15 protein-coding genes, 2 pseudogenes and 2 riboswitches are annotated in these 22,880 nt (G+C 64.1%); of the genes and pseudogenes, 6 read left to right on the top strand and 11 right to left on the bottom strand.

Annotated elements, in window-relative coordinates; genetic code table 11:
* The 6 genes and pseudogenes from AC1DBX_RS19605 to gcvP all read right to left on the bottom strand — a co-directional run.
* A pseudogene (locus tag AC1DBX_RS19605) lies at window positions 1-287 on the bottom strand (lipoyl synthase); the annotation flags it as partial.
* 14 nt (window positions 288-301) lie between these two features.
* Window positions 302-1,714, bottom strand: coding sequence for an L-serine ammonia-lyase (locus tag AC1DBX_RS19610; protein WP_476932538.1), 1,413 nt, complete (start codon window positions 1,712-1,714; stop codon window positions 302-304).
* Between the two features lie 117 nt (window positions 1,715-1,831).
* Complete coding sequence (gene glyA / locus AC1DBX_RS19615; RefSeq protein WP_476932539.1) at window positions 1,832-3,154, bottom strand: serine hydroxymethyltransferase; 1,323 nt, start codon at window positions 3,152-3,154, stop codon at window positions 1,832-1,834.
* Window positions 3,151-3,534, bottom strand: coding sequence for a glycine cleavage system protein GcvH (gcvH, locus tag AC1DBX_RS19620; protein WP_223913460.1), 384 nt, complete (start codon window positions 3,532-3,534; stop codon window positions 3,151-3,153). Before gcvH ends, glyA begins: the two co-directional genes overlap by 4 nt.
* 57 nt (window positions 3,535-3,591) lie before the next feature.
* Window positions 3,592-4,728: a glycine cleavage system aminomethyltransferase GcvT gene (gene gcvT, locus AC1DBX_RS19625; protein WP_476932540.1), complete on the bottom strand. Its 1,137-nt coding sequence runs from the start codon at window positions 4,726-4,728 to the stop codon at window positions 3,592-3,594.
* Between the two features lie 10 nt (window positions 4,729-4,738).
* On the bottom strand, window positions 4,739-7,603 hold the full coding sequence (gcvP, locus tag AC1DBX_RS19630; protein WP_476932541.1) for an aminomethyl-transferring glycine dehydrogenase: 2,865 nt from the start codon (window positions 7,601-7,603) through the stop codon (window positions 4,739-4,741).
* Window positions 7,604-7,655: 52 nt separating this feature from the next.
* A riboswitch (glycine riboswitch) is annotated at window positions 7,656-7,763 on the bottom strand.
* A 1-nt stretch (window position 7,764) separates the two neighbouring features.
* Window positions 7,765-7,862: riboswitch (glycine riboswitch) on the bottom strand.
* A gap of 495 nt (window positions 7,863-8,357) precedes the next feature.
* Between gcvP and AC1DBX_RS19635 the strand changes: the two genes are divergently transcribed.
* Window positions 8,358-9,125 (top strand): hypothetical protein, encoded by a 768-nt coding sequence (locus tag AC1DBX_RS19635; RefSeq protein WP_476932542.1) that lies wholly within the window; start codon window positions 8,358-8,360, stop codon window positions 9,123-9,125.
* A gap of 134 nt (window positions 9,126-9,259) precedes the next feature.
* Here the strand turns inward: AC1DBX_RS19635 and AC1DBX_RS19640 are convergent.
* A pseudogene (locus AC1DBX_RS19640) lies at window positions 9,260-9,563 on the bottom strand (SDR family oxidoreductase); the annotation flags it as partial.
* A gap of 599 nt (window positions 9,564-10,162) precedes the next feature.
* On the opposite strand from AC1DBX_RS19640, the gene AC1DBX_RS19645 reads away from it, so the two are divergent.
* Window positions 10,163-11,056 carry a hypothetical protein gene (locus AC1DBX_RS19645; RefSeq protein WP_476932543.1) on the top strand — a complete coding sequence of 298 codons (894 nt, stop codon included), beginning with the start codon at window positions 10,163-10,165 and terminating at the stop codon, window positions 11,054-11,056.
* A 437-nt stretch (window positions 11,057-11,493) separates the two neighbouring features.
* Here AC1DBX_RS19645 and AC1DBX_RS19650 read toward each other — a convergent pair whose 3' ends face one another.
* The gene (locus AC1DBX_RS19650) at window positions 11,494-15,180 is read right to left on the bottom strand and encodes an NACHT domain-containing protein (RefSeq protein ID WP_476932544.1); all 3,687 of its coding nucleotides are present in this window, start codon (window positions 15,178-15,180) and stop codon (window positions 11,494-11,496) included.
* A 201-nt stretch (window positions 15,181-15,381) separates the two neighbouring features.
* On the opposite strand from AC1DBX_RS19650, the gene AC1DBX_RS19655 reads away from it, so the two are divergent.
* On the top strand, window positions 15,382-15,711 hold the full coding sequence (locus AC1DBX_RS19655; protein WP_476932545.1) for an MmyB family transcriptional regulator: 330 nt from the start codon (window positions 15,382-15,384) through the stop codon (window positions 15,709-15,711).
* A gap of 28 nt (window positions 15,712-15,739) precedes the next feature.
* Entirely contained in the window at window positions 15,740-16,072 is a 333-nt protein-coding gene (locus AC1DBX_RS19660) for a hypothetical protein (RefSeq protein ID WP_476932546.1), read from the top strand.
* 702 nt (window positions 16,073-16,774) lie between these two features.
* Here the strand turns inward: AC1DBX_RS19660 and AC1DBX_RS19665 are convergent.
* Window positions 16,775-18,817 (bottom strand): ABC transporter ATP-binding protein, encoded by a 2,043-nt coding sequence (locus tag AC1DBX_RS19665; protein WP_476932547.1) that lies wholly within the window; start codon window positions 18,815-18,817, stop codon window positions 16,775-16,777.
* A complete protein-coding gene (locus AC1DBX_RS19670) occupies window positions 18,814-20,556 on the bottom strand; it encodes an ABC transporter ATP-binding protein (RefSeq protein ID WP_476932548.1) in 1,743 nt (580 codons plus the stop codon). The genes AC1DBX_RS19665 and AC1DBX_RS19670 overlap by 4 nt, the downstream gene beginning before the upstream one ends.
* A gap of 216 nt (window positions 20,557-20,772) precedes the next feature.
* Here AC1DBX_RS19670 and AC1DBX_RS19675 point away from each other — a divergent pair, with 216 nt between their 5' ends.
* Entirely contained in the window at window positions 20,773-21,135 is a 363-nt protein-coding gene (locus tag AC1DBX_RS19675; RefSeq protein WP_476888172.1) for a VOC family protein, read from the top strand.
* 88 nt (window positions 21,136-21,223) lie between these two features.
* Entirely contained in the window at window positions 21,224-21,847 is a 624-nt protein-coding gene (locus tag AC1DBX_RS19680) for a dihydrofolate reductase family protein (RefSeq protein WP_476932549.1), read from the top strand.
* Between the two features lie 32 nt (window positions 21,848-21,879).
* On the opposite strand, the gene AC1DBX_RS19685 is transcribed toward AC1DBX_RS19680, so the two are convergent.
* On the bottom strand, window positions 21,880-22,800 hold the full coding sequence (locus tag AC1DBX_RS19685; RefSeq protein ID WP_476932550.1) for a 2-hydroxyacid dehydrogenase: 921 nt from the start codon (window positions 22,798-22,800) through the stop codon (window positions 21,880-21,882).
* Between the last annotated feature and the right edge of the window lie 80 nt (window positions 22,801-22,880).

Below are 22,880 nucleotides of genomic sequence, written 5' to 3' on the forward strand. Positions count from 1 at the left end.
GAGGGTTTGCCGGTGTCGATCTGGCAGAAGTCGCAGCGCCGGGTGCATTCGGAGCCGCCGATCAGGAAGGTGGCTTCCTTGTCTTCCCAGCATTCGAAGATGTTCGGGCAGCCGGCCTCCTCACACACGGTGTGGAGGCCCTCCTTCTTCACGAGGTTTTTGAGCTGGACGAACTCCGGGCCCATCTGGACCTTGGCCTTGATCCATTCCGGCTTCCGTTCCACCGGTGTGGCCGCGTTTCGCTGCTCAATGCGCAGCATCTTCCGGCCTTCTGGTGCCAGTGTCATTAGTTCTCTTTCCTTCAGCATTCGACGACGTTGACGGCAAGGCCGCCCATGGCCGTTTCCTTGTATTTGGAGGACATGTCCTTGCCCGTTTCGCGCATGGTCACGATRACYTCGTCSAGGGAGACCCGGTGCGTGCCGTCGCCCCAGAGCGCCATYTTGGCGGCGTTGATGGCCTTGGCGGCGGCGATCGCGTTGCGTTCGATGCACGGGACCTGSACSAGCCCGCCGATCGGATCGCAGGTCAGGCCCAGGTTGTGTTCCATCGCGATTTCCGCGGCGTTCTCCACCTGCTGGGGCGTGCCGCCCATGACTTCGGCCAGGCCGGCGGCCGCCATCGAGGACGCCGAGCCCACCTCGCCCTGGCAGCCGACTTCCGCCCCGGAGATCGAGGCCTGCTCCTTGTACAGCACGCCGATGGCGCCGGCGGTCAGCAGGAACTTGACGATCGTCTCGTCCCGGTCGGCCTGGGTGGCCTGGTCCATGCCGGGGGCGAAGTGCAGCGCGTAGTAGAGCACGGCCGGGATGATGCCGGCGGCGCCGTTGGTGGGGGCGGTGACGACGCGGCCGCCCGAGGCGTTTTCCTCATTCACGGCCAGCGCGATCAGGTTGACCCATTCCTGCCAGTACTTCGGGTCCCGGTAGTCGGGGTCCTGGCCGCGGGTTTCCTTCATGAGCCGCTCGTGCCAGTCGGGCGCGCGGCGGCGGACCTTGAGCCCGCCGGGCAGCAGCCCCTCGCGCTTGAGGCTGACCTCGACGCAGCCTTCCATCACCGAGTAGATGTGCAGCAGCCCCGCACGGATCTCGGCCTCGGTCCGGCTGTCCTCTTCGTTGATCCGCATCACCTCGCTGATGCTCAGCGAGGTCTTCCGGCAGTGTTCCAGCAGTTCGGCGGCCGTGCGGAACGGCAGGGGAAGTTCCTTCTTGGATTCGTCGAGTTCCTTCAGGGCCGCGTCCTCCTCGCCCTCGCGGACAATGAAGCCGCCGCCGACGGAGAAGAACGTGGCGCGGTGGAGGACTTCGCCTTCGGCGTCGGAGACGGTGAAGGTCATGCCGTTGGTGTGCCGGGGCAGGATGGTCAGGGGGCGCAGGACCATGTCCTGGACGCCGTACGGCAGGGCGACCGAGCCGGCCAGCTGCAGGGTGCCGGTCTCGGCGATCGTGGCGAGCCGTTCCTCCACTTCCTCGGGCAGGATCTGCTCGGGGTGGAAGCCCTCGAGTCCGAGCAGAATGGCGGTCATGGTGCCGTGCCCGTGGCCGGTCGCGGCGAGGGAGCCGTAGAGGTCCACCCGGAGCGACGCCGCCTCTGCCAGCTTGCCGAGGGACTTGAGTTCTTCAGCAAACACGGCGGCGGCCCGCATGGGGCCAACGGTGTGGGAACTGGATGGCCCTATTCCGATGGAAAAGAGGTCGAAGACTCCAACTGCCATGATGCGTACCTTCCGCGGAGAAAGAGAATGATGGTCAATGACTAGAGGCGGGGCTCACCGCACCGGTCCCGGCCCCCCAATGACCCTGGACCGGTGCGATGATGCGCCCATTGAGCGCTAGGCGAGGTTAGCAACCGAGGGGTAGAGCGGGTGGGCGGCGGCGAGGGCCTGGACCCGGGTGCGGAGACCGGAGAGGTCCGCGCCGGCGTCGGCGATCAAAGCCTCGGCGATGATGTCGGCAACCTCGGTAAAGGCCGCCTCGCCGAAGCCGCGGGTCGCCAGCGCCGGGGTGCCGATCCGCAGCCCGGAGGTGACCATCGGCGGACGCGGATCGAACGGCACAGCGTTGCGGTTGACCGTGATGTCGATCGCCGCGAGCCGGTCCTCGGCTTCCTGCCCGTTCAGCTCACACTCGCGCAGGTCCACCAGGACCAGGTGCACGTCGGTGCCGCCGGAGATCACGTTGATGCCCTTGGCGGTCACGTCCGGCTGGACCAGGCGCTCGGCGAGGATCCGGGCGCCGGCCAGGACGCGCTCCTGGCGTTCCCTGAACTCCTCGGACGCGGCGATCTTGAACGCCACGGCTTTGCCGGCGATGACGTGCTCCAGCGGGCCGCCCTGCTGGCCGGGGAACACCGCGGAGTTGATCTTCTTGGCGATCTCGGCGTCGTTGGAGAGGATGATGCCGCCGCGCGGACCGGCAAGGGTCTTGTGCGTGGTGGAGGTCGTGACGTGCGCGTGCGGGACCGGGGACGGGTGCAGCCCGGCCGCGACCAGCCCGGCGAAGTGCGCCATGTCCACCATCAGGTAGGCCCCCACGGAGTCGGCGATCCGGCGGAACTCGGCGAAGTCCAGCTGCCGGGCGTACGCGGACCAGCCGGCAACGATCAGCGCCGGCTTGTGCTCCTGGGCCAGGCGCTCGACCTCGGCCATGTCGATCCGGTGGTCCTCCTCACGGACCTGGTACGGGATGACGTTGTAGAGCCGGCCGGAGAAGTTGATCTTCATGCCGTGCGTCAGGTGCCCGCCGTGCGCCAGGTTCAGGCCCATGATGGTGTCGCCCGGCCGGATCAGGGCGTGCATCACCGAGGCGTTGGCCTGCGCGCCGGAGTGCGGCTGCACGTTCGCGAACTCCGCACCGAACAGGGCCTTGACCCGGTCGATCGCGAGCTGTTCGATCACATCAACGTGCTCGCAGCCACCGTAATAGCGCTTGCCCGGGTAGCCCTCGGCATACTTGTTCGTCAGCACGGAACCCTGCGCCTGCATCACGGCTTTGGCGGTGTGGTTCTCCGAGGCGATCATCTCCAGCCCGTCCCGCTGCCGGGTCAGTTCGGCGTCGATCTTCGCGGCGATCTCCGGATCCAGCGCGGACAGGTCCGCGTCCAGGCTCGCGGAGACGACCTGCTCAAACGGGGCAATCCCCGTTGAGGGGCTCACAGCTCGCCGCCGTTCTTGGACGCGTACTCTTCAGCCGACATCAGTGGGCCTTCTTCGGTCACGGCGACCTTGAACAGCCAGCCGGCCCCGTACGGATCGCTGTTGATCAGCGCCGGATCGGAAACGACGGCGTCATTGATCTCCACCACCTCGCCGGTGACCGGCGCGTAGAGGTCCGAGACGGACTTGGTCGACTCGACCTCGCCGCAGGTCTCCCCCGCGGTCACCGCGGAACCGACCTCGGGCAGGTCCACGTAGACGATGTCGCCCAGGGCGTCGGCGGCCACGGCCGAAATCCCAATTCCTGCAGGGCCAGATCCGTCGGCAGCAACCCACTCGTGTTCAGCGGAGTACTTCAGTTCGGCTACAACTTTGCTCATTTATCTCAATCCTTAAGTTCGTATGTGGTTTCGGCAGGCTCAGCCAGCGGCGGCCGGCTACTTTTGGCGCTTGTAGAACGGCAGTGCGACGACTTCGAAAGGCTCCCTCTTGCCGCGGAGGTCAATGTCCAGGGCTGTGCCCGGTGCGGCGTGTTCGATGTCGACGTAGGCCATCGCGACCGGGTAGCCGAGGGTGGGGCTGGGCTGTCCGGAGGTCACTTCGCCGACGACGTTGCCGTCCTTGAGGACCGGGTAGTGGCTGCGGGCGGCACGGCGTCCGAGGCCCTTGAGCCCGACGAGTTTGCGGCCGGTCGTGGAGCCTGCGCCGGCTGCCTTGAGCTCGCTCAGGGCGGCCTTGCCGACGAAGTCCGACTCCTTGGCGAGCGAGACGACCGGGCCCAGGCCTGCTGCGTATGGGTTGCCTTCGCGGGAGAGTTCGTTGCCATAGAGCGGCATGCCGGCTTCCAAACGCAGCGAGTCACGGCAGGCCAGGCCGGCCGGGATGAGCCCGTGGCTGGCACCGGTTTCCAGCAGTGCTTCCCAGAGACCTGCCGCATCCTCGTTCGAGATGTAGATCTCGAAGCCGTCCTCGCCGGTGTAGCCGGTGCGGGCGAGGAGCAGATCTTGTCCGTTGATCTGAACCTCAACCGCAGCGTAGTACTTCAGCTCGGTGACCAGGACATGCTGCTCGGCCGGGACCAGCGTCAGCAGGATGGCTTCGGCGTTCGGGCCCTGGACGGCGATCAGCGAGATCTCGGCGGAAACGTCTTCCACCGTCACGTCGAACCCGCCTTCTTGGGCAGAACCGGCCCTTTCGGCCAGTGCCGCGGCCACGACCTTGGCGTTGCCTGCGTTGGGGACCACCAGGTACTTGTCCTCACCGCGGCGGTAGGAGATGAGGTCATCGATGATGCCGCCGTCTTCCTGGCAGATCAGCGAGTACTTCGCCTTGCCGACGGCCACGGCCGACAGCTTCCCGGCCAGGGCGTAGTCGAGGAACGCCGCGGCGTCCGGGCCGGTGACCCAGACTTCGCCCATGTGGGAGAGGTCGAACAGGCCCGCGGCGTTGCGGACGGCGTGGTGCTCGGCGAGTTCGGAGCTGTACTTCAGCGGCATCTGCCAGCCGCCGAAGTCCGTGAAGGAGGCGCCGGCCTTTTTGTGCTGCTCGTAGAGAGCGGTGTAGTTCTCACTCATCAGAAAATCCTTAGTTTTCGAATTCGGAAAGCGGCGGGCAGGAGCAGACCAGGTTGCGGTCTCCGGCGGCGCCGTCGATGCGTCCGACCGGCGGGAAGTACTTGTCCTGCCTGAGTGTGTGGACGGGGAATGCGGCCTGCTCACGCGGGTACTCGCGGGTCCAGTCGGTGCTGACGACGGCGGCTGCTGTGTGGGGTGCGTTGCGCAGCGGGGAGTTCTCCACCGTGAAATCGCCGTTGGAGACCTGGTCGATCTCCTGGCGGATGGTGATCATCGCCTCGATGAAGCGATCGATCTCCGCAAGGTCCTCGGACTCGGTGGGCTCCACCATGAGGGTGCCCGCCACGGGGAAGGACAGTGTGGGGGCGTGGAAGCCGAAGTCGATGAGGCGCTTGGCCACGTCCTCGGCGGTGACGCCGGTCCTGGCGGTCAGTTCACGCAAATCCAGGATGCACTCGTGGGCCACCAGGCCGCTCTCCCCCGTGTAGAGCACCGGGAAGTGCTCATCCAGCCGGGATGCGATGTAGTTCGCCGCGAGCAGCGCGGACTTGGTGGCCTCGGTGAGGCCCTGGCCGCCCATCAACTTCACGTACGCCCAGGAGATCGGCAGGACACCGGCGGATCCGTAACGTGAAGCGGAGATCGCAGCACCAGTTCCTGGTTCGATAGCGCCGGCGTCGTGCGCCTTGTTCGCGTCCCCTGGCATGAACGGCGCCAGGTGGGCTTTGGCCGCGACCGGGCCGACGCCCGGTCCGCCGCCGCCGTGCGGGATGCAGAAGGTCTTGTGCAGGTTCAGGTGCGAGACGTCACCGCCAAACTTGCCCGGCTGGGCCAGCCCGACGAGGGCGTTGAGGTTGGCGCCGTCGACGTAGACCTGCCCACCGGCCGCATGCACGGAGTCGCATACCTCGCGGACGTCTGTGTCGTACACCCCGTGGGTGGACGGGTAGGTGATCATGATGCAGGACAGCGCGTCCTTGTTGGCCTCGATCTTGGCCGTCAGGTCCGCGTGGTCGATCGTGCCGTCCGAGGCTGTGGCCACGACGACCACCTTCATGCCGGCCAGCACGGCGGAGGCGGCGTTGGTGCCGTGCGCGGAGGCCGGGATCAGGCAGACGTTGCGCTGGGCCTCCCCGCGGGAGTGGTGGTAGCCGCGGATGGCCAGCAGGCCGGCGAGCTCGCCCTGGGAGCCGGCGTTCGGCTGGATGGAGACCTGGTCATAGCCCGTGATTTCGGCGAGGTCAGCTTCGAGGCCGCTGATGAGTTCCCGCCAGCCCTCGGTCTGGGAGTCCGGCGCGAACGGGTGGATGGAGGCGAACTCCGGCCAGGAGATGGCTTCCATCTCGGCCGTGGCGTTCAGCTTCATGGTGCAGGAGCCCAGCGGGATCATGGTGCGGTCCAGGGCAAGGTCGCGGTCCGAGAGCTTGCGGATGTAGCGCAGCAGCTGGGTTTCGGAGCGGTGCGTGTTGAAGACCGGGTGCTGCAGGTAGTCGGAGGTGCGCAGCACGGTCTCGGGCAGCTCGAAGCCCTCGGCCTCCACCACAGGGCCGGCACCAAAGGCGACGACGACCGCGGAGAGGACCTCCGGCGTCGTGGTTTCATCGACGGACACGCCAACTGTGTCCGCGTCGATGAGCCGCAGGTTGATGCCCCGGGCCTCGGCGGCGGCGATGACCTTGGCGGCCTTGCCGGGCACGCGGACCGTGAGGGTGTCGAAGAAGGAGTCGCTCACCAGTTCCCGGCCGACGATCTTCAGCGTGGCGGCAAGGGCGCGGGTGTTGTTGTGGACGGTCTGGGCGATCGCCTTCAGCCCGTCGGGGCCGTGGTAGACGGCGTAGAACGAGGACACGATGGCCAGCAGTGCCTGCGCGGTGCAGATGTTGGACGTGGCCTTCTCGCGGCGGATGTGCTGCTCGCGGGTCTGCAGGGCCAGGCGGTACGCCGGGACGCCGGCGTTGTCTTTGGAGACGCCGACGATGCGGCCGGGGAGCGTGCGTTCCATGCCCTCGCGCACCGCCATGTACGCGGCGTGCGGGCCGCCGAAGAACAGCGGCACGCCCAGGCGCTGGGTGGAGCCGACGGCGATGTCCGCCCCCTGCTCGCCCGGAGGGGTGATCAGGGTCAGGGCAAGCAGATCCGCCGCCACGGTGACCAGTGCGCCGCGTTCTTTGGCCTCCGCGATCACGCCGGACTGGTCCCACACCCGGCCGGAGACGCCCGGCTGCTGGAGGACGAGACCGTTGATGTCGCCGTCGGGCAGACCGGCGGAGAGGTCAGCGACCTGCACCTCGAAGCCCAGCGCCTCCGCTCGGCCCCTGACGATGGCAATGGTCTGCGGGAGGCAGTCGGCGTCGAGGACGGTCTTGGCCCCGGCAGCGGACTTGTTTTTGTTGGCGCGGCGCATGAGAAGCACGGCCTCGGCAACCGCGGTGGCCTCGTCCAGGAGGGACGCATTGGCGACCGGGAGCGCGGTGAGGTCCTGGACCATGGTCTGGAAGTTCAGCAGCGCCTCGAGGCGTCCCTGGGAGATTTCCGGCTGGTACGGGGTGTAGGCGGTGTACCAGGCGGGGGCTTCGAGGATGTTGCGGCGGATCACCGGCGGGGTGACGGTGTCGTAGTAGCCCTGGCCGATCATCTGCACGGCCGTCTTGTTCTTGTAGGCGAGCTTGCGCAGTTCGGCCAGCACCTGGACTTCGCTGAGGGCGCTGTCCAGGGTGAGGGGCTTTTCCTGGCGGATGGAATCGGGGACCGCGTTGTCAACGAGGCCATCAACGCTGTCGTAGCCGACGGCCTTGAGCATGGTGTCGATGTCGGCCTGGCGGCGGGCGCCGATGTGGCGGTCTGCGAAGGTGGACGGGGACGATTGAACCGTCATGAGAGGAACTCCATAATTCAGGTGGCATCAAGACGCCACGATGATTCGGGTTCCTCCCCGCTCTGTATTGGACCTGAGAGTTTCCGTTTTGCCCTGCTGATAGCAGCGCGCCACTTGCACCGTCGGTGAGCCCGGTTGCCCGGACTGCTTTCCAGAGTTGCCTTGCCGCGGCGGTACGTGGGCCTGAGAGATTCCTGGGGAGGATTTGCTCCTACGGCGCCTGCTGAACGTACCGGCAGGACTCTCCCGCCGCAGATCATAAGCTGTGCCACTGGTCGGTGACACAGCTCACAATTTATCCGGTTCCCGGGCAGGATGCAAAATTTATTTCAATTGAGTCGCTGTCCCGCGGACGACGGCGGGAGCTCTTCGCCGTCGTCCGCTTGCGTGGGTGAGGCGCATGAGGGCCGTGTCGTTGATCCGGAACACGCGGTCCCAGAGGTCGTCGTCCACCTCGTGGATCGGACCCAGGGGGTTAGTCCATTCGGTGCATTATTCTGAACGGGATACTTTACATTTTCATGCGCGTCCCTCCCAGAGCGCTCATACGCAAGGAGCCTCCGTGAGCCTTCCGGATCAAGCGATGGAACAGGCAGCTCCCAGCAGACCACCAAGCAGGACTCCCGCCGGGGATGCCGCTTGGGGGTGGCTGATCGGGATCCTCGCAGGATTGCTCGGCTTGGGCCCTTGGCTGGTATCCGGCGCACAGCTCCCGTTGCAGAACTTGTGGGGCGCAGAGGTCGTTCCAGACCAGATGCCTGTGTCGTTACTGCCGCTAAGCCAGTACGAACTCACCACGATCGTAGCCCTCCTCACCGTAGGAGGTGCAGCGGCCGGACTCGCGGTGCGCATCTGGTCCCCCGCCCGACGGCGACTGGTGACGTGGTGCGCGGCAGCCGGCGTTCTTGTGGTCCAGTTCACGGCTGCCGTCCAGTCCTTCACAGTGCTCGACGGCGGCTTGGCGGGCGGAACAATGGCGAGCCTGTACTTCGCCGGGCTGCTCGCGGGCGTGACCGCATCCCTCGCTGCTGCCCTCGTGGCGCACCTGCTGCTCTGTTCAAGGACCCGGAGCCTGGCGGCATTGGGCGCCGGACTCGTGGCGGTGCCGTTCGCTTCGTGGACGGTGGAGTGGGTTGTCGGCTTCGTTGGGCACATCAACGTCCCCGTCGCAGTGCCGTCAATCGCTCACTGGATTCCCGCCATCCTCGTTGGTTGCGCCCTGGCATGGTGCGGCCTTCGTCCTGCGCGGCGGACCGCGGTGTGGGCCGTGAACCTTGCGCTGTTGTGGTTGGTTCCCGCCGTGTTCATCTCGGTCAACTACGTCCTGGGGACCCGTATCCTGGCTGGCGACCTGCAGGAGATGCTGTTAATGAGTCGGCAAATCTTGGCGGCAACACTTGGACCCGAGGGCGGAGCAGCTCCCAAAATCTTGCTGGCCCTAGTCATCGCATCGGCGGGGCTGGGTGCCAAATCCATTGCCGCTCGCCGGCGACCGGACGCGCCCACCTTCCCGTCTTCGTAAAATCCGGACTCACCCGCGACGTGTGGACGTGATTGCACCAGCGGATCCGATGGTGCAATCACGGATTTGATCCCAATCCAGCGGACGACGGCGGGACCTCCCGCCGTCGTCCGCTTGCGTGGGGTGCCGCTCCCCTACAGGGCGGACCAGCCGCCGTCGGAGGCGAGGATGGCGCCGTTGATGTTGGTGCCGTCGTCGCTGAGCAGGAAGGTGATGGAGGCGGCGAGCTGCGCGGCGGTGGCGGGCGGTGGCCTGCATCAGCGGGCCGAGGCGTTCGGCCGCGAGCTGGGATCCCCAGGTGGCCACGATGTTGGCGATGGTGGGGCCACGGCGCAGGCCCCTGGGCCCGTACATCACGGCCGAGTTCTTGGTCAGGCCGACGAGGGCGTGCTTGGACGCGGTGTAGGCGGCGCCGGCCGCGGACCCGCGCAGGCTGGCAAGCCACCCCACAACGGCCGATATTGGACGTTATGTCAAGTAAAACCGTGATTATTGCATCCGATGCAAGATCACCCCTTCTCCGCCCATTGCCACCGATACCGCGTCACTTGAAGCGGGAAAATGCCCATGACCTGAGGGAACACCGTACCGTACGACTGATGGGGCTGGGCTACTCGCCGGTCCACCAGGCAGCCCTCCAAAGCCGGAGTGCATCAAACTCGAATGGCCCTCACATCCGCGGATTTGCGCGCATTCTGCATTAATTGCATGATTCTTGCCTCCGATGCAATGGATCAGGAGGGTTCGTGGCGGTCGATCCAGCGGTGCCTCACCATTCCAAGCGGGTTCTTTGACTGGAAACTTTAGCGACGAGTTTCATCAGTGCAGGATGACTAGCCATTGCTATGACGCGCGGCTGGTCGCCAGGGGGTCCTGGCCACTGGTTTGGTGGATTGCGTCGGCTCTGACCGGTAGGACGTCGCCGGTCTGGCGGCTGGGACGGCGGCGGTTGTACCAGCCCTCGATGTAGAACATCACCGCAGTTCGGGCGGCCAGCCTGGATTCGCCTGCCACCATTGTCGGGGTAGTCTCTCCCGGTGAAGAGAATTTGGGGTGGGGCTGAACGCTGGTTGGAACGCATCGGCATACACCTCATAGCCGTCCTCTCCCTCGGCACCCTGATTTACACAACCGTTGCGAGTTACTCCCCGCAGGAAGTGCCACAACCGGGTACCCAGCAGGTTGACCCGGAACCATGGCTGTATGACCTCAGCCTTGGCCTCCTGGCCGCCTACGCCTTCAACTTCCTCGTGGTGGTCCTTCCCGCCAAGAGAAAGCAGGAGTCCCGCTTCATCACGCTCAGGACTCCATTGAGGATCATTGCGAACAACGGGATGGATGTCATCCGGGACCTGGAACGAATCGCCAAGTGCCCAGCCCGCAGGATTACCGAGGAACACCTCAAGAAGGTTCTGACAGCGATCAACGACAACCCTCACGTCAAAGCCCATATAGCCGAACGTCTCAGTCAGGCTGAGTCCGCGTACGCTGACATCATTCCCTATGCAGCCGACCTGCCTTTGGACTTGCAGGAATGCCTCCAGCACGAGAACCAGGACTTCCTGCACATGGCATTCAGCGAGCACAAGAAAACCGGCTATTCCTCAAGCGTCTCGGTTAATGAACTCAGGCAGATGAGTGGACGGCCCACCCATGCCTTCACGAGCCGCAATGAATTCACGCTCAAGCGGCAGCATCTCGCCGGCTGGACTGCATCCTTCCTGTCCTACTACAAGGCCACCGAAAGCGTTAGGGAATTGGTGGATAAGTACACGCTGCCCACACGCCAGGAACGGATGGGCAAGGATCGTCCGAGAGCCAGCCCCATCGTGTACTGGTTCGGCATTGAAGCCAATGACCCTGAGTTTCCGTACAGGGACTACCCGCCAACCGCTACGAACGATGACTATGTGCAAGAAGGCAGTAAGTAGTCGTTCCTTCCCTCCGTGCAGGTTTGTGTCCCCGTGAGGAAAAGTGAAGCCATCCCCATCCATTGCGCTCCCGACTCCTGTGCCTTCACACCGCAACAACAAACCTCTCCGAGCCAACCTCCCCTGCGGTGCTGGGCCGCTGGCCGGACCTCCGTTCCTTGGCTTCGGCGCGCGCAGCGACTCTGACGGCCTTGACGCGCCGGCTGCCCAAGGTGCTCTTGGCGGCTGCAACTCGCAACCTTCGACGCGACCGATACAAGGGGCTGACCCACAAGCTTCGAATGGGGTCCAGCGTGAATGGCCGCAACCCACCGTTGGGGACTTCACAACGCCCCTACTAAGATTTGTGGCTTCGGCAGAAGGATTTACACGATGTTGAGCCGCGCAATCAGAACGAGCTTCATGGCGAATAGCGGGCCGGAATGCACGGCAACGGCTCACGATAAAGTATCTATTGCTGCCTGCAAGCTGATGCTAGGACGTCCAGGAATAGAGCGCAGCTTTACCGCAAGCTGATTATTCCGATTTGACCAACCGTCAGAGTTGGCGTCAGCCCATGCACGGCTAAAGCTCTGCACTTTGCGCAGGCCTTCCATCGGATCACGCTCGCCGCACTTAACCAGAAAGAATGCATCTTCGACTGGCATTCGCCGGAGGGTGGGCACCGGCAAAGAACTTGCTTCCACAATCCCTTTGCTGGTAACCCACATATCAAAGCTGATTCTTCGGGCTAGACTCACGGCTACCAGTGGGGCTGCGGGGTCCTCATCGTGCAGCTGGGTCAGGGACACCCGGGAGATCAGTTGCCTCCAGTCACTAAGCGGGGTGTACCACCGGTGATAGTCGCCCCTGTGGAGGGCCGCGCCCAGTCGTAGGGCAAAGGCTGGGCGTGCCGCAAAATACGCGTCATGATTATTCACCCCTCCAATCGCCGCATCCACTAATCTGTGAAGGGACGTACCCATTTGGGCGTCCACCAGGACGTTGACGACCGAAAAGAAGGTGTGACGATCATCGGGCGGGGCGCTTATCGTGAGCTCGACAAGTTGTTCGATTGTTGACTTTTGAAAGTCATCAATAATTGCCGAACTCACAATGAGTCTCAAATGCTTTCGTAGCCACGCGTGGCATATGGAGCTGTCGATCATGTAAAGCAGCGCTGCTTCTGCAAGATCTTTTGATAATCCTCCCGCGCCTGGATTCTCAAACTGGTAGAGGAGGTCTTCGATGTCAAAATAGAAGCGCCCTTCTTCGCCCGCGAGAAAATATTGTTTCACACTAGGGGCAACGATTCCCCTAAAACCAACGTCGGTCGAGGCAGTTATGAGCTCCAAGGATGTTTTCGCTAAAGGCGACTCCTCCCGAATCGCCTGTAAGGATTCCGATAAGGTTTCCGCCGGAGCAGGAACTGGCTGTGGATGATACCTACTACTAGTCGCAGGGGCCAAGAAGTCTAAACCAACTTCAACGTCTTCGTCGTTCCGCGCCGATAACAGTGCGCTCGATCTCGCCCAAAGCACCTGGCTCAACTGCTCCCAGGCTGATTCCTCAAGTTGCGACTTCCATAGAAAAACGAGTCTGTCCCAGTCGCGGGCAGTGCGCACGATCGCTCGAACCATTCCCCCATCAGGGCGCGGTAGCGGTGGCATGCAGCACGCAAGCAGAAGCAGGTTGCAGGTATATGTGGCAAGCTTGGCGGCTCTTGTCCTGTCTGCAGGCCTATACTGCTCCTGACTGGATAAGTCGTCACCCCCTGCTTTCACTCGTGCGACCGCTAGGGAGACTAACAATTCGGACATATTGCTGTTCTCAGCTGGCTCCGCAGCCAACTCTGAAAAAAACTCCAGAATCTGAGTCCTCTGGCTTAGCGGTTCGAAAGAGAACAGTAACGAGGCCCACTGATCAGCATTACGACCCTGAGTGAATCGTGAACTCATCATACGTTCGGCCTCATCACGCACCTCACTCAAAATTTCATAAGCTAGGTGGGCAACTAGGTATTCCCCGAATGTGGAGTGGAGGAACTCATAAGCACTTTGCGAACCGTCAATTGCCTTGGATTGTGCTTGGTGAACGAAAAAAAATCGACCTAGCAGCTTTTGCACCGTATCAATTTGGGTAGTCCGGCCGGAATCGCTCGCCAGTGCCGCAAGATCCTCTGCAACTTGCTTCGTGCTCATCATCTGCACACCTCTATTGAACATGCCAAGGGCAATGTAAGAGAGCATCAATAGCTCTCGCTCGACAACCCCTTCCGCCTCGTGATCGTCCATACGAGGTTGATGCTTTAGAACTTCACGTCCGATGAAAGTTGAGAGTATTTGCCGGTAGGTGGAAGCTCTTGTTCTTGTGGCGGCGTCGCTTTGCAGGGAGTTATTCTCAGCATCAAGCAAGGCCAACAGCAGTAGCAAAAGTGGTTGACCCGCTAATTGCGCTACTTCCCTTGGCAACTCTTCAGGAAGCGGCCGTAGACCAACCCGGCAGAAATAGGCATCGTTTGAGGCGTTCCAGGTGCGAATAAAGGCTGAGATTTCCGGCATACCAAAGTCATCGATTTTCAGAACTAGCGAATCCGGGGGAATTCTAGCCTGATCGGCAACGACGGTCCTACTGGTTACGATTACAAAGGCGCCCCCGCTAGAAAGTTCCCGTTGCTGAAACGATTGGACCTGTTCGAGGTAGTCGGCCTGCTTTTCATCGCTGGCCTGTATCAACTCATCCAGTCCATCTAAGAAAATGACAGGCGTTAAAGATGTTGAGCGCCGGAACTCAGCCCACGTTGTAGTTCTGCCCAAGAGTGTAGAAAGACCCTCTTCGATTTGCACCTCGATGCCTTGCGAGGGCGTGACCCTTCGCAACTCCACGCGCACTGGCACGAAGGACGTTCCAGATATTCCAGCAGCAAGCACCCGGGTCAAAGATGACTTACCGGACCCAGGATGGCCGAGAACCAGAAGAGGCTTGGTGAAGGCAGCAGGAGTAGCGGTCAAGTAGGAACTGAAAAAGTCGTCGAGGTCGTGGCGAGCGTCAATAGACGCCCACCATGCCTCTTTGCTGACGTGTGTCTGGCTATCGCTGCTAATCACCTTGAAGGGAGGCTCGATATACAACTCAGACAGGGCCGGAATCGACGCACCTGATTCGCCCTTGAGTCGCGCTACATCCGGCGGAATTAAGGAAAGTTGTGTGACGGAGTTTATCTTGCCGACAAGATCAAATTTTCCCACAGAGGGCGTTTGTAGATCAGTAGCGAGGTGACGAAGGAAACGCTGCAACTCATCAAACTTCTCAGCTGCGCTCCTTTGCGCAAGTAGTACACGCCCGAGCTTCTCGGATGCCTCCTCACCCTGCTCACGGATCGAGCTTCTGAGACCTTGAACGGCAAGTAGGTTTAGCCATATTTCGAATTCGCGAACCTCAGTGGCGAGTTTACGCAGGGAATTCTGATAAGAGCGGAGTGCGAGCTTGGGAACCTCAAGCTCAAGATAGTCTGACACTATACGCCGCTTTCGGTCATCTAGGTCGTCCCAGAAAACGAGACCTTGACAAAACCTCGAAAGGCTGGCAGCTAAATTGACGTAAAATTCGCTCAGATGAGCCTGAAGCTCACCGCGAGCTAACTCAGGTTTAGGAAAAGGAATCTCTGTAGAGACAAGGAAATCGACTAGACCACCCATTCTTATCCCGCTTTTGTCCCTTTTCGTCATTTGAAGCTCTTCTTTACCCGTGAGTTCGACTTCAGCTTCCGCGATCTGGCCCTGTATTAGGGACGCTGCGTCGAAAAAACTGGTGATGACAATTATGGAGTGGGCAGCGATGAGTAAGTTGGTGCGATCTACACCACGGCTCTCGGAAACTTCGCTAGGGATTTTCGCCTGCAATTGTTCACATAGCTTGACAACCGCGTTCTTAGGACCCAGCAGGCTAAATGCGCCCGGATAGCCGACGACACCTGCGGTCAGAAGGGTAGCCGTTGCAATCCGATCACCAATTTCAACAGCGGGGGATGTCTTGCCCTCTAGTAACTCCACAGCGTCGCTAAACACGAACGGTCGATGATTTGCGGCATGTGGACGGTTCAAGAGTCGGGTCCAATCACTAAAGAACTTCTGCAGGTACTTCATGTGGTGCTTGGATAGTACAGCCAGGGACGCTTTCGCTGGCTTCGATACACTCCCGTTGCCGAAAACTTTATGATCTGGCCAAAGCCGCCGCACCCTCACAGGTGACCCGTGCCCGACGGACACGGGTTGAAGTGCGCCGCAGCGTCGATAGAGTCCTGGCCGGGATGGCCGGGACACGCCGCCTACGTCCGGAATGCTCGCATGCACACCGTGCCCGCGGACAACCGGTGCTTCGCCCTGTACACCGGTACCCCCAGCCCTGAGACGCTTCCGCTGAACCTTGCCCACTTCATGTTCCTTGACCCACGGTCCAAAGACTTCTTCGTCGACTGGGACGCTCTCGCCGACAACATCACCGCGGCAATGAGCACCGGATCCGGCCGCAACCCCCGGGACAGGGACCTGAACAACCTCACCGGTGACCTGACCTCCGGCAGCACAGAATTCTTCACCCGGTGGGCCCGCCACAACGTCCGCTTCCACCGGATGGCACGCAAAACCATGCGAAACCCCGCTCGTCGGGGAAATTGAACTCAACGGCGACGCGCTGGAGCTAGGAGTGGAAGACCTGGACTGGATTGGTGTTCGAGGGCTTCCAGGGTTCACGGCGCCCACCTCGAAGGGGCTCGTGGTCAGGGGCGAAGGCAAAACTCCCACGTCGCCGCGGCCCGGCTTCCTTGCCCAGCGGCAACGCCACCTCGGCATGGACTTCCGGGCCGTTCTTCACGTCGGCTCCGGGGTAGGCGGGATCGCTGTGCGGAACGCTGAAGACAACTGGTTTGCCATCGAAGCCGTCCCCCTCGGGGACGCGCTGAAGGCTACGGCGCCTGCCGTCGTGGCCTGCATCGATTGCACATGGGAAACTGTCCTGCCGGCCAGCCGGCGACGTTGAGCTGGCAGTCGTGGTCACGCCGCCGCCGTCCGACTTCAGCGAAGGGGCCGTGGGCGGCGACAGGATCCGCCTGCTCGCGAGGGCGGCCGGTTCCGCAGGCAGCGACGATATGGTGCTGGCTGACCTCGACGGCAGGCACTGGACCTTCGAAACGGCCAAGGCCTTCACTGGACGGACGTTCGGGGTCTACGCCGTTGACAGGGAAGTCCTGGTCCACACCGCTTTCCTACCGTCGCTGCGACTGAGGGCCCTAGAGCTGCAGCTTGCGGTAGGAAGCCTGCCCTGGTTTCCGATCCGGCTGGTCAGATCGAGGGAGGGCAGGCGGCCCGTCCGGATGGGATTTGGAAGTTGCAGTTGGCATGCAAAGGAGGCTCAAGACGTCGACCTAAGCACACCCCAACCTGACGTCCGGCAGGCGGCCGAAAGCTTGTCAGAATAGGGTTTCATTCGGACTTTTCTGACACTGGCCAGAGAAGGTCTCAGACTCATCCCTGACGACAGCCGACGGAGCAGCTAAGCGAACGCTGCAGTTTCTGAGGGACGCCGCCCGGCCGGCGGACAGGCTCGCCCTACCCGAAGCTCTGTTACTACGGAAGTCTCTGCCTCCGTGCCGGCGACCGATAGCGGATATTACGTAAAGTTGATTTGCGCAAGATGCTAATTGTCTCCGTCTTGAGGCCGACAGACGAATTGTTGTTTTCCCTAAACCTCCGCAACAGGAGCCGCGAACTGCGCCGCGTACAGCGCCGCATACGCCCCGCCCGCCTCCAACAATGAAGCGTGCGTCCCCTGCTCGACGATCTGCCCGGCCTCCATCACCAGGATGAGGTCGGCGTCGCGGATGGTGGAGAGGCGGTGGGCAATGACAAACGACGTCCGGTCGCTCCTCAGCGCACTCATCGCCTTCTGCACCAGCACCTCGGTCCGCGTATCTACGGAAGAAGTCGCCTCGTCCAGGATGAGCACGGACGGCCGGGCCAGGAACGCCCGGGCGATCGTGAGCAGCTGCTTCTCGCCGGCGGAGACGTTGCCGCCTTCGTCGTCGAGCACGGTGTAGTAGCCCTCCGGCAGGGACCGGACGAAGCGGTCCACGTACGTCGCCTTCGCGGCCTCCAGAATCTCGGCCTCCGAGGCGCCGGGCCGGCCGTAGGCGATGTTGTCCCGGATGGTCCCGCCGAACAGCCAGGTGTCCTGCAGCACCATGCCCATCCGCGAGCGCAGCCCGTCGCGGGTCATCGCGGTGACGTCCACGCCGTCGAGCGTGATGCGGCCGGCGTCGAGCTCGTAGAAGCGCATCATCAGGTTCACCAGGGTGGTCTTGCCCGCGCCGGTCGGACCCACAATGGCCACCGTCTGCCCCGGTTCCGCCACCAAACTCAGCGAGGAAATCAGCGGCTTGTCCGGCGAATAGGAGAAGGACACGTCCTCGAACACCAGCCGCCCCCGGCCACCAGAAGGCGCCTCAGACGGCGAAGGATCCTGCGACTGCTCGTCCGTATCCAGCAGCTCAAACACCCGTTCGGCCGAGGCCACACCGGACTGCAACAGGTTCGCCATGGACCCCAGCTGGGCCAGGGGCTGGGTGAACTGCCGGGAGTACTGGATGAACGCCTGCACATCTCCCAGCTGCATCGCCCCGGAGGCCACCTGCAGCCCGCCCACCACGGCGATCCCCACGTAGACCAGGTTCCCGATGAACGTCATGGCCGGCATGATCAGGCCCGAAATGAATTGCGCGCCGAAGCTCGCCTGGTACAACTCCACGTTCTTCTGCCGGAACCGCTCCTCCACCTCACGCTGCCGGCCGAACACCTTCACCAGTGCGTGCCCGGTGTACGTCTCCTCGATCTGCCCGTTTAGCTCGCCGGTGTGCCGCCACTGCAGCACGAACAGCTTCTGCGAGCGCTTGGCGATCACCGCCGTCGTCACGAGCGTCAGCGGTATGGTCACCAGCGCGATCAGCGCCAGCGTGGGCGAGAGCAGGATCATCATCACCAGCACGCCGGCCACAGTCAGCACCGAGGTCACCGCCTGGCTGATGGACTGCTGCAGGCTTTGGGAGATGTTGTCGACGTCGTTTGTCACCCGGCTGAGCAGCTCGCCGCGCTGCACGGAATCGAAGTAGCGCAGCGGCAGCTTATTGATCTTCGCCTCGATCCGCTCGCGCAGCCGGAAGACCGTGCGCTGCACCACGCCGTTGAGGATATAGGCCTGCATCCAGCCGAACACCGAGGCCAGCACGTACAGGACCAGCGCCCAAAGCAGCACGGTGGCCAGCGCGGTGAAGTCGATCCCGGTGCCGGGGGTCAGCGTCATGGCGCTGAGCATGTCCGCCTGCTGGTTCTGCCCGGCGGCGCGCATCTGGGCGATCACCTGGGCCTGGGTCTCCCCGGCCGGCAGCTGCTTGGCCACGACGCCGGCGAAGATCAGGTTGGTGCCCTCGCCCAGCAGCCGGGGCCCGATCACCGAGAACGTAACGCCGACGACGGCGAGCAGCAGGACCAGCACCAGCCACAGCCGTTCGGGCCGCAGCTCCCCCAGCAGCCGCCGGGCGGAGGGGCCGAAGTTCATGGCCTTCTCGGCCGGGATGTTCATCCCGGCAAACGGGCCGCCGCGGCCGGGGCCACCCGCCGGGCGGGGAATCCGCAGCGGGGTTTGCGCCGCGGGAGCCCCGGGCGCCCCGGGAGCCCCGGCAGCGGGAGCGGCTGCGGGAGCCGGCGTCGGCGCCTTGTCGGTGCGGCTCATGCTGCCTCCTCCGCCGCGAGCTGGGAGTTCACAATCTCCTGGTACGTCTCCGATGCCTCCAGCAGTTCCTCGTGCGTGCCGTGCGCTACGATCCTGCCGCGTTCGAGCACCAGGATCTGGTCCGCGTCCACAATGCTGGAGACCCGCTGGGCGATGATCACCATGGTGGCCCCGGCGGTGTGCTGCTTGAGTGCCTGCCGCAGCCGGGCGTCCGTAGCGGTGTCCAGCGAGGAGAAGGAGTCGTCAAAGATGTACAGCTCGGGCTGTTTCACCAGCGCCCGGGCAATCGCGAGCCGCTGCCGCTGGCCGCCGGAGACGTTGGTGCCGCCCTGCGAAATCGGCGCGTCCAGCCCGCCCTCCAGCTCCTCCACAAAATCCTGCGCCTGCGCAATCCTCAGGGCCCGCCAGAGCTCGTCCTCGGTGGCGTCGGGTTTGCCGTAGAGCAGGTTGCTGCGCACCGTCCCGGAGAACAGGTAGGGCTTTTGCGGGACCAGGCCGATGTGCCCCCACAGCAGGTCCGGGTGGAGCTCGCGGACGTCCACGCCGTCAATCCGGACCGAGCCGGAGGTCGCGTCGAAGAGCCGCGGCATCAGGTTCACCAAGGTGGTCTTGCCGGAGCCGGTGCTGCCGATGATCGCCGTCGTCTGCCCCGCCCGGGCGGTGAAGTTCACGTCCGACAGCACCGGCTGCTCGGCGCCCGGGTAGGCGAATCCGACGTCGCGCATCTCCAGCTCGCCACGGGCTGCCCGCCCGGCCGCGCGCGAGACCGGGCGCCGCGGGGGCCGGACGCTGGATTCGGTCCCGAGGACCTCGCCGATCCGGTCCCCGGAGACGGCGGCGCGCGGGATCATGATCGCCATGAAGGTGGCCATCATGACGGACATCAGGATCTGCATCAGGTAGCTCAGGAACGCGATCATGGTCCCCACCTGCATGGAGCCGTCCTCGATCCGGAACGCGCCGAACCAGATCACGGCTGTGCTGGAGACGTTGAGCACCAGCATCACGGTGGGGAACGCGAGCGCCATGAGCCGGCCGGCGCGCAGCGCGGTGTCCGTGACGTCCTCGTTGGCGCGGGCAAAGCGGGCCGTCTCCACGTCCTCCCGGACGAAGGCCCGCACCACGCGGATACCGGTGAGCTGCTCGCGCAGCACCCGGTTAACGGTGTCGATCCGGGCCTGCATGACCCGGAACAGCGGCACCATCCGGAAGATGATCGAACCCACCGCGGCCAGCAGAACCGGGACGCTGACGGCGATCAGCCAGGACAGCTGCAGGTCCTGCCGGATGGCCATGATCACCCCGCCAATGCAGAGCATGGGCGCCGTGACCATGAGCGTGGCGGACATCAGAACCAACTGCTGGACCTGCTGGACGTCGTTGGTGGAGCGGGTGATGAGGCTGGGCGGGCCGAACCTGGTGACTTCCTGCTCGGAGAACGCGGCGACCCGGCTGAAGATGGCGCCCCGGACGTCCCGGCCCAGCGCCATAGCGGCCTTCGCCCCGAAGTACACGGCCACCACCGTGCAGATGACCTGCAGCAGGGTAACCGCCAGCATGAGCCCGCCGATGCGCAGGATGTACTCGGTGTCCCCCTTCGCCACGCCCTGATCGATGATGTCCGCGTTCAGGGTGGGCAGGTAGAGGGATGCAATGGACGCCGCCAGCTGGAAGACGATGACGGCGAACAGCAGCCGCCGCTGCGGCCTCAGGTATTCGACGAGCAGTTTCCAGAGCATCCGGTCTCCACTTCACGCGTCACAGACTGTCTCACACAGAACGATGTGAGGGTCAGTTTACGTCCCGAACCCGGGAGTGGGCCGGGTTCCTCTGAGGGCGAATCGGGGGGGCGGGCCTGCGGCGATGCTCAAATGCGCGGTTTGCTTGCCGACCCGGGCCGCTTGCCGGGCTGCGTTTGCTTGCCGGGCCTGCGGCCCGGGTGTAGCTTGATCCGGATGCTGCGCATTGGCTCAATCGTCATCCGGGTGGACAACCTCGAACGCCAGATGAGTTTCTGGCAGGCAGCCCTGGGCTACGAGCCGCGGTACGAGCCCGACGGCGACTTCGTGATCCTCCAGCCGCCGGGCGGGGTGGGCACCTGCATCTCCCTGGACCGGGTCCCCGCGGCCGTCCAGATTCCCCCGCGCCTGCACCTGGACCTCTACACGGACACCCAGGACGCCGAGGTGCAGCGCCTGCTGGCCCTGGGCGCCACCCGGGTCGAATGGAGCAAGCGGCCCGCGGACGCCGACTACGTGATCCTGGCCGATCCGGAGGGCAACAGGTTCTGCGTGGTGGACACCGCCGGGAGCCGTTGAAACCTGTTGCTTCGCAGGGGAACGGTGTGCCAGCCTCGAAGTGATCCCGTCGCCGCGGCGACGACGGGCGACGGAGAAGGAGCACGGCATGGGACTCATCCATATCGACCTGTTCACCACCCTCGACGGCGTTGCGCAGGCGCCCGGCGGGCCGGACGAGGACCCTGCCGACGGCTTCGCGTTTGGCGGCTGGCAGGCGCCCCTCATCGACGAGGTCGTCGGCGGGCAGGTCGTCTCCGGGATGGCGGGGATGGACGCGCTGCTGCTCGGGCGCCGGACCTACGACATTTTCGCCGCGTACTGGCCGCACGCCAACGGTGACATCGCGCGGCTGTTCAACCGCATCCCGAAATATGTGGCCTCGCGCAGGACGCCTGACCTCGAGTGGGCCGACTCCACGCTCCTCGGTCCTGATACCGCCGCCGCCGTGCGCGAACTGCGCGACCGGCACGAGAACATCCACGTGATCGGCAGCCTCGACTTCGTGCAGACCCTGTTCGCCGAGCGGCTCTTCGACCGACTCACGCTCTGGGTGTATCCGATCCTTCTCGGCGGCGGAAAGAAGGTCTTCGCGGACGGGGTGGTTCCGACGAACCTCAGGCTCATCGAGCCGGTCGTCGCCTCACCGAAGGGCGCGGTGCTGCAGCGCTACGCGCTCGCCGACGGCACCCCTGGCGTCGGCGACATGTCGGCCGTAACCCAGGAGGGCTAAAGCGACACGCCCCAGCCGTTGCCCGCGCCCAACTAGCCGTTCAGCACCACGTTCGCCGGCGGCTCGCCCGCCAGCATGATCTCGATCTGCCGCTGCAGCAGCCGGCCCATACGCGGGCGCATGGCCGAGCTCGCGCCGCCCACGTGCGGGCTGATGATGACGCCCGGGGTCCGCCAGAGCGGGTGGTCCTGCGGCAGGGGTTCGGGATCAGTGACGTCCAGCGCGGCGCGGATCCGGCCGGAGGCGGTGTGCCGGACCAGGGCCTCCGTGTCCGCCACCGGGCCGCGGGCCACGTTCACCACCAGGGCGCCGTCCGGCATGGCCGCGAGGAAGGCGTCATCAATCAGGTGCCGGGTGGAGTCGCTGAGCGGAACCCCCACCACCACGATGTCGTGCTCCGGCAGGAGCGTGTGCAGCTCGGCGATGCCATGGATCCGGCCGCGGTCATCGGTCCGTTCGGTGCTGGCCACCCGGGTCACGGTGGTCTCGAACGGCAGGAGCCGGTCCTCGATCGCTTTGCCCACCCCGCCGTAGCCAACGATCAGGACGCGGCGGTCGGCCAGGCTGGCCGTGGGCCGGGCGTCCCACCGTCCTTCCTGCTGGTTCTGGATCAGGCGGGGCAGTTCGCGCTGGCTGGCGAGGATCAGGGCGAGCGCCAGCTCCGCGGTGGAGGTCTCGTGCACGCCGGACGCGTTGGCGAAGACCCGCCCGGCCGGCAGGAACTCCGCCACGCCGTCGTACCCGATCGACTGGCTCTGCACCAGGGCCGTGTCCACCGCTGCCAGGCTCCGCAGGACCTCCGGGCCGCCCATGTACGGCGGGACCACGATGTCGATCCGCGGCAGGGGCGGCTCACCGGCGAGGTCCCACTCCAGGACGGTGACGTCCGGGTGCGGCTGAAGATACTCACGCAGCGCGGCGTCCGGGAGGCTGACAGTTATTTTCCGGGTCATGAATGCCAGCGTAGTGGACCCGCATCTGGGATTTTTGTCCCACTTGGGCCGCGCCCCGCGCGCTCCGTGGACTTCGCCCC

Source organism: Arthrobacter sp. 10N44_2 (assembly GCF_056394385.1).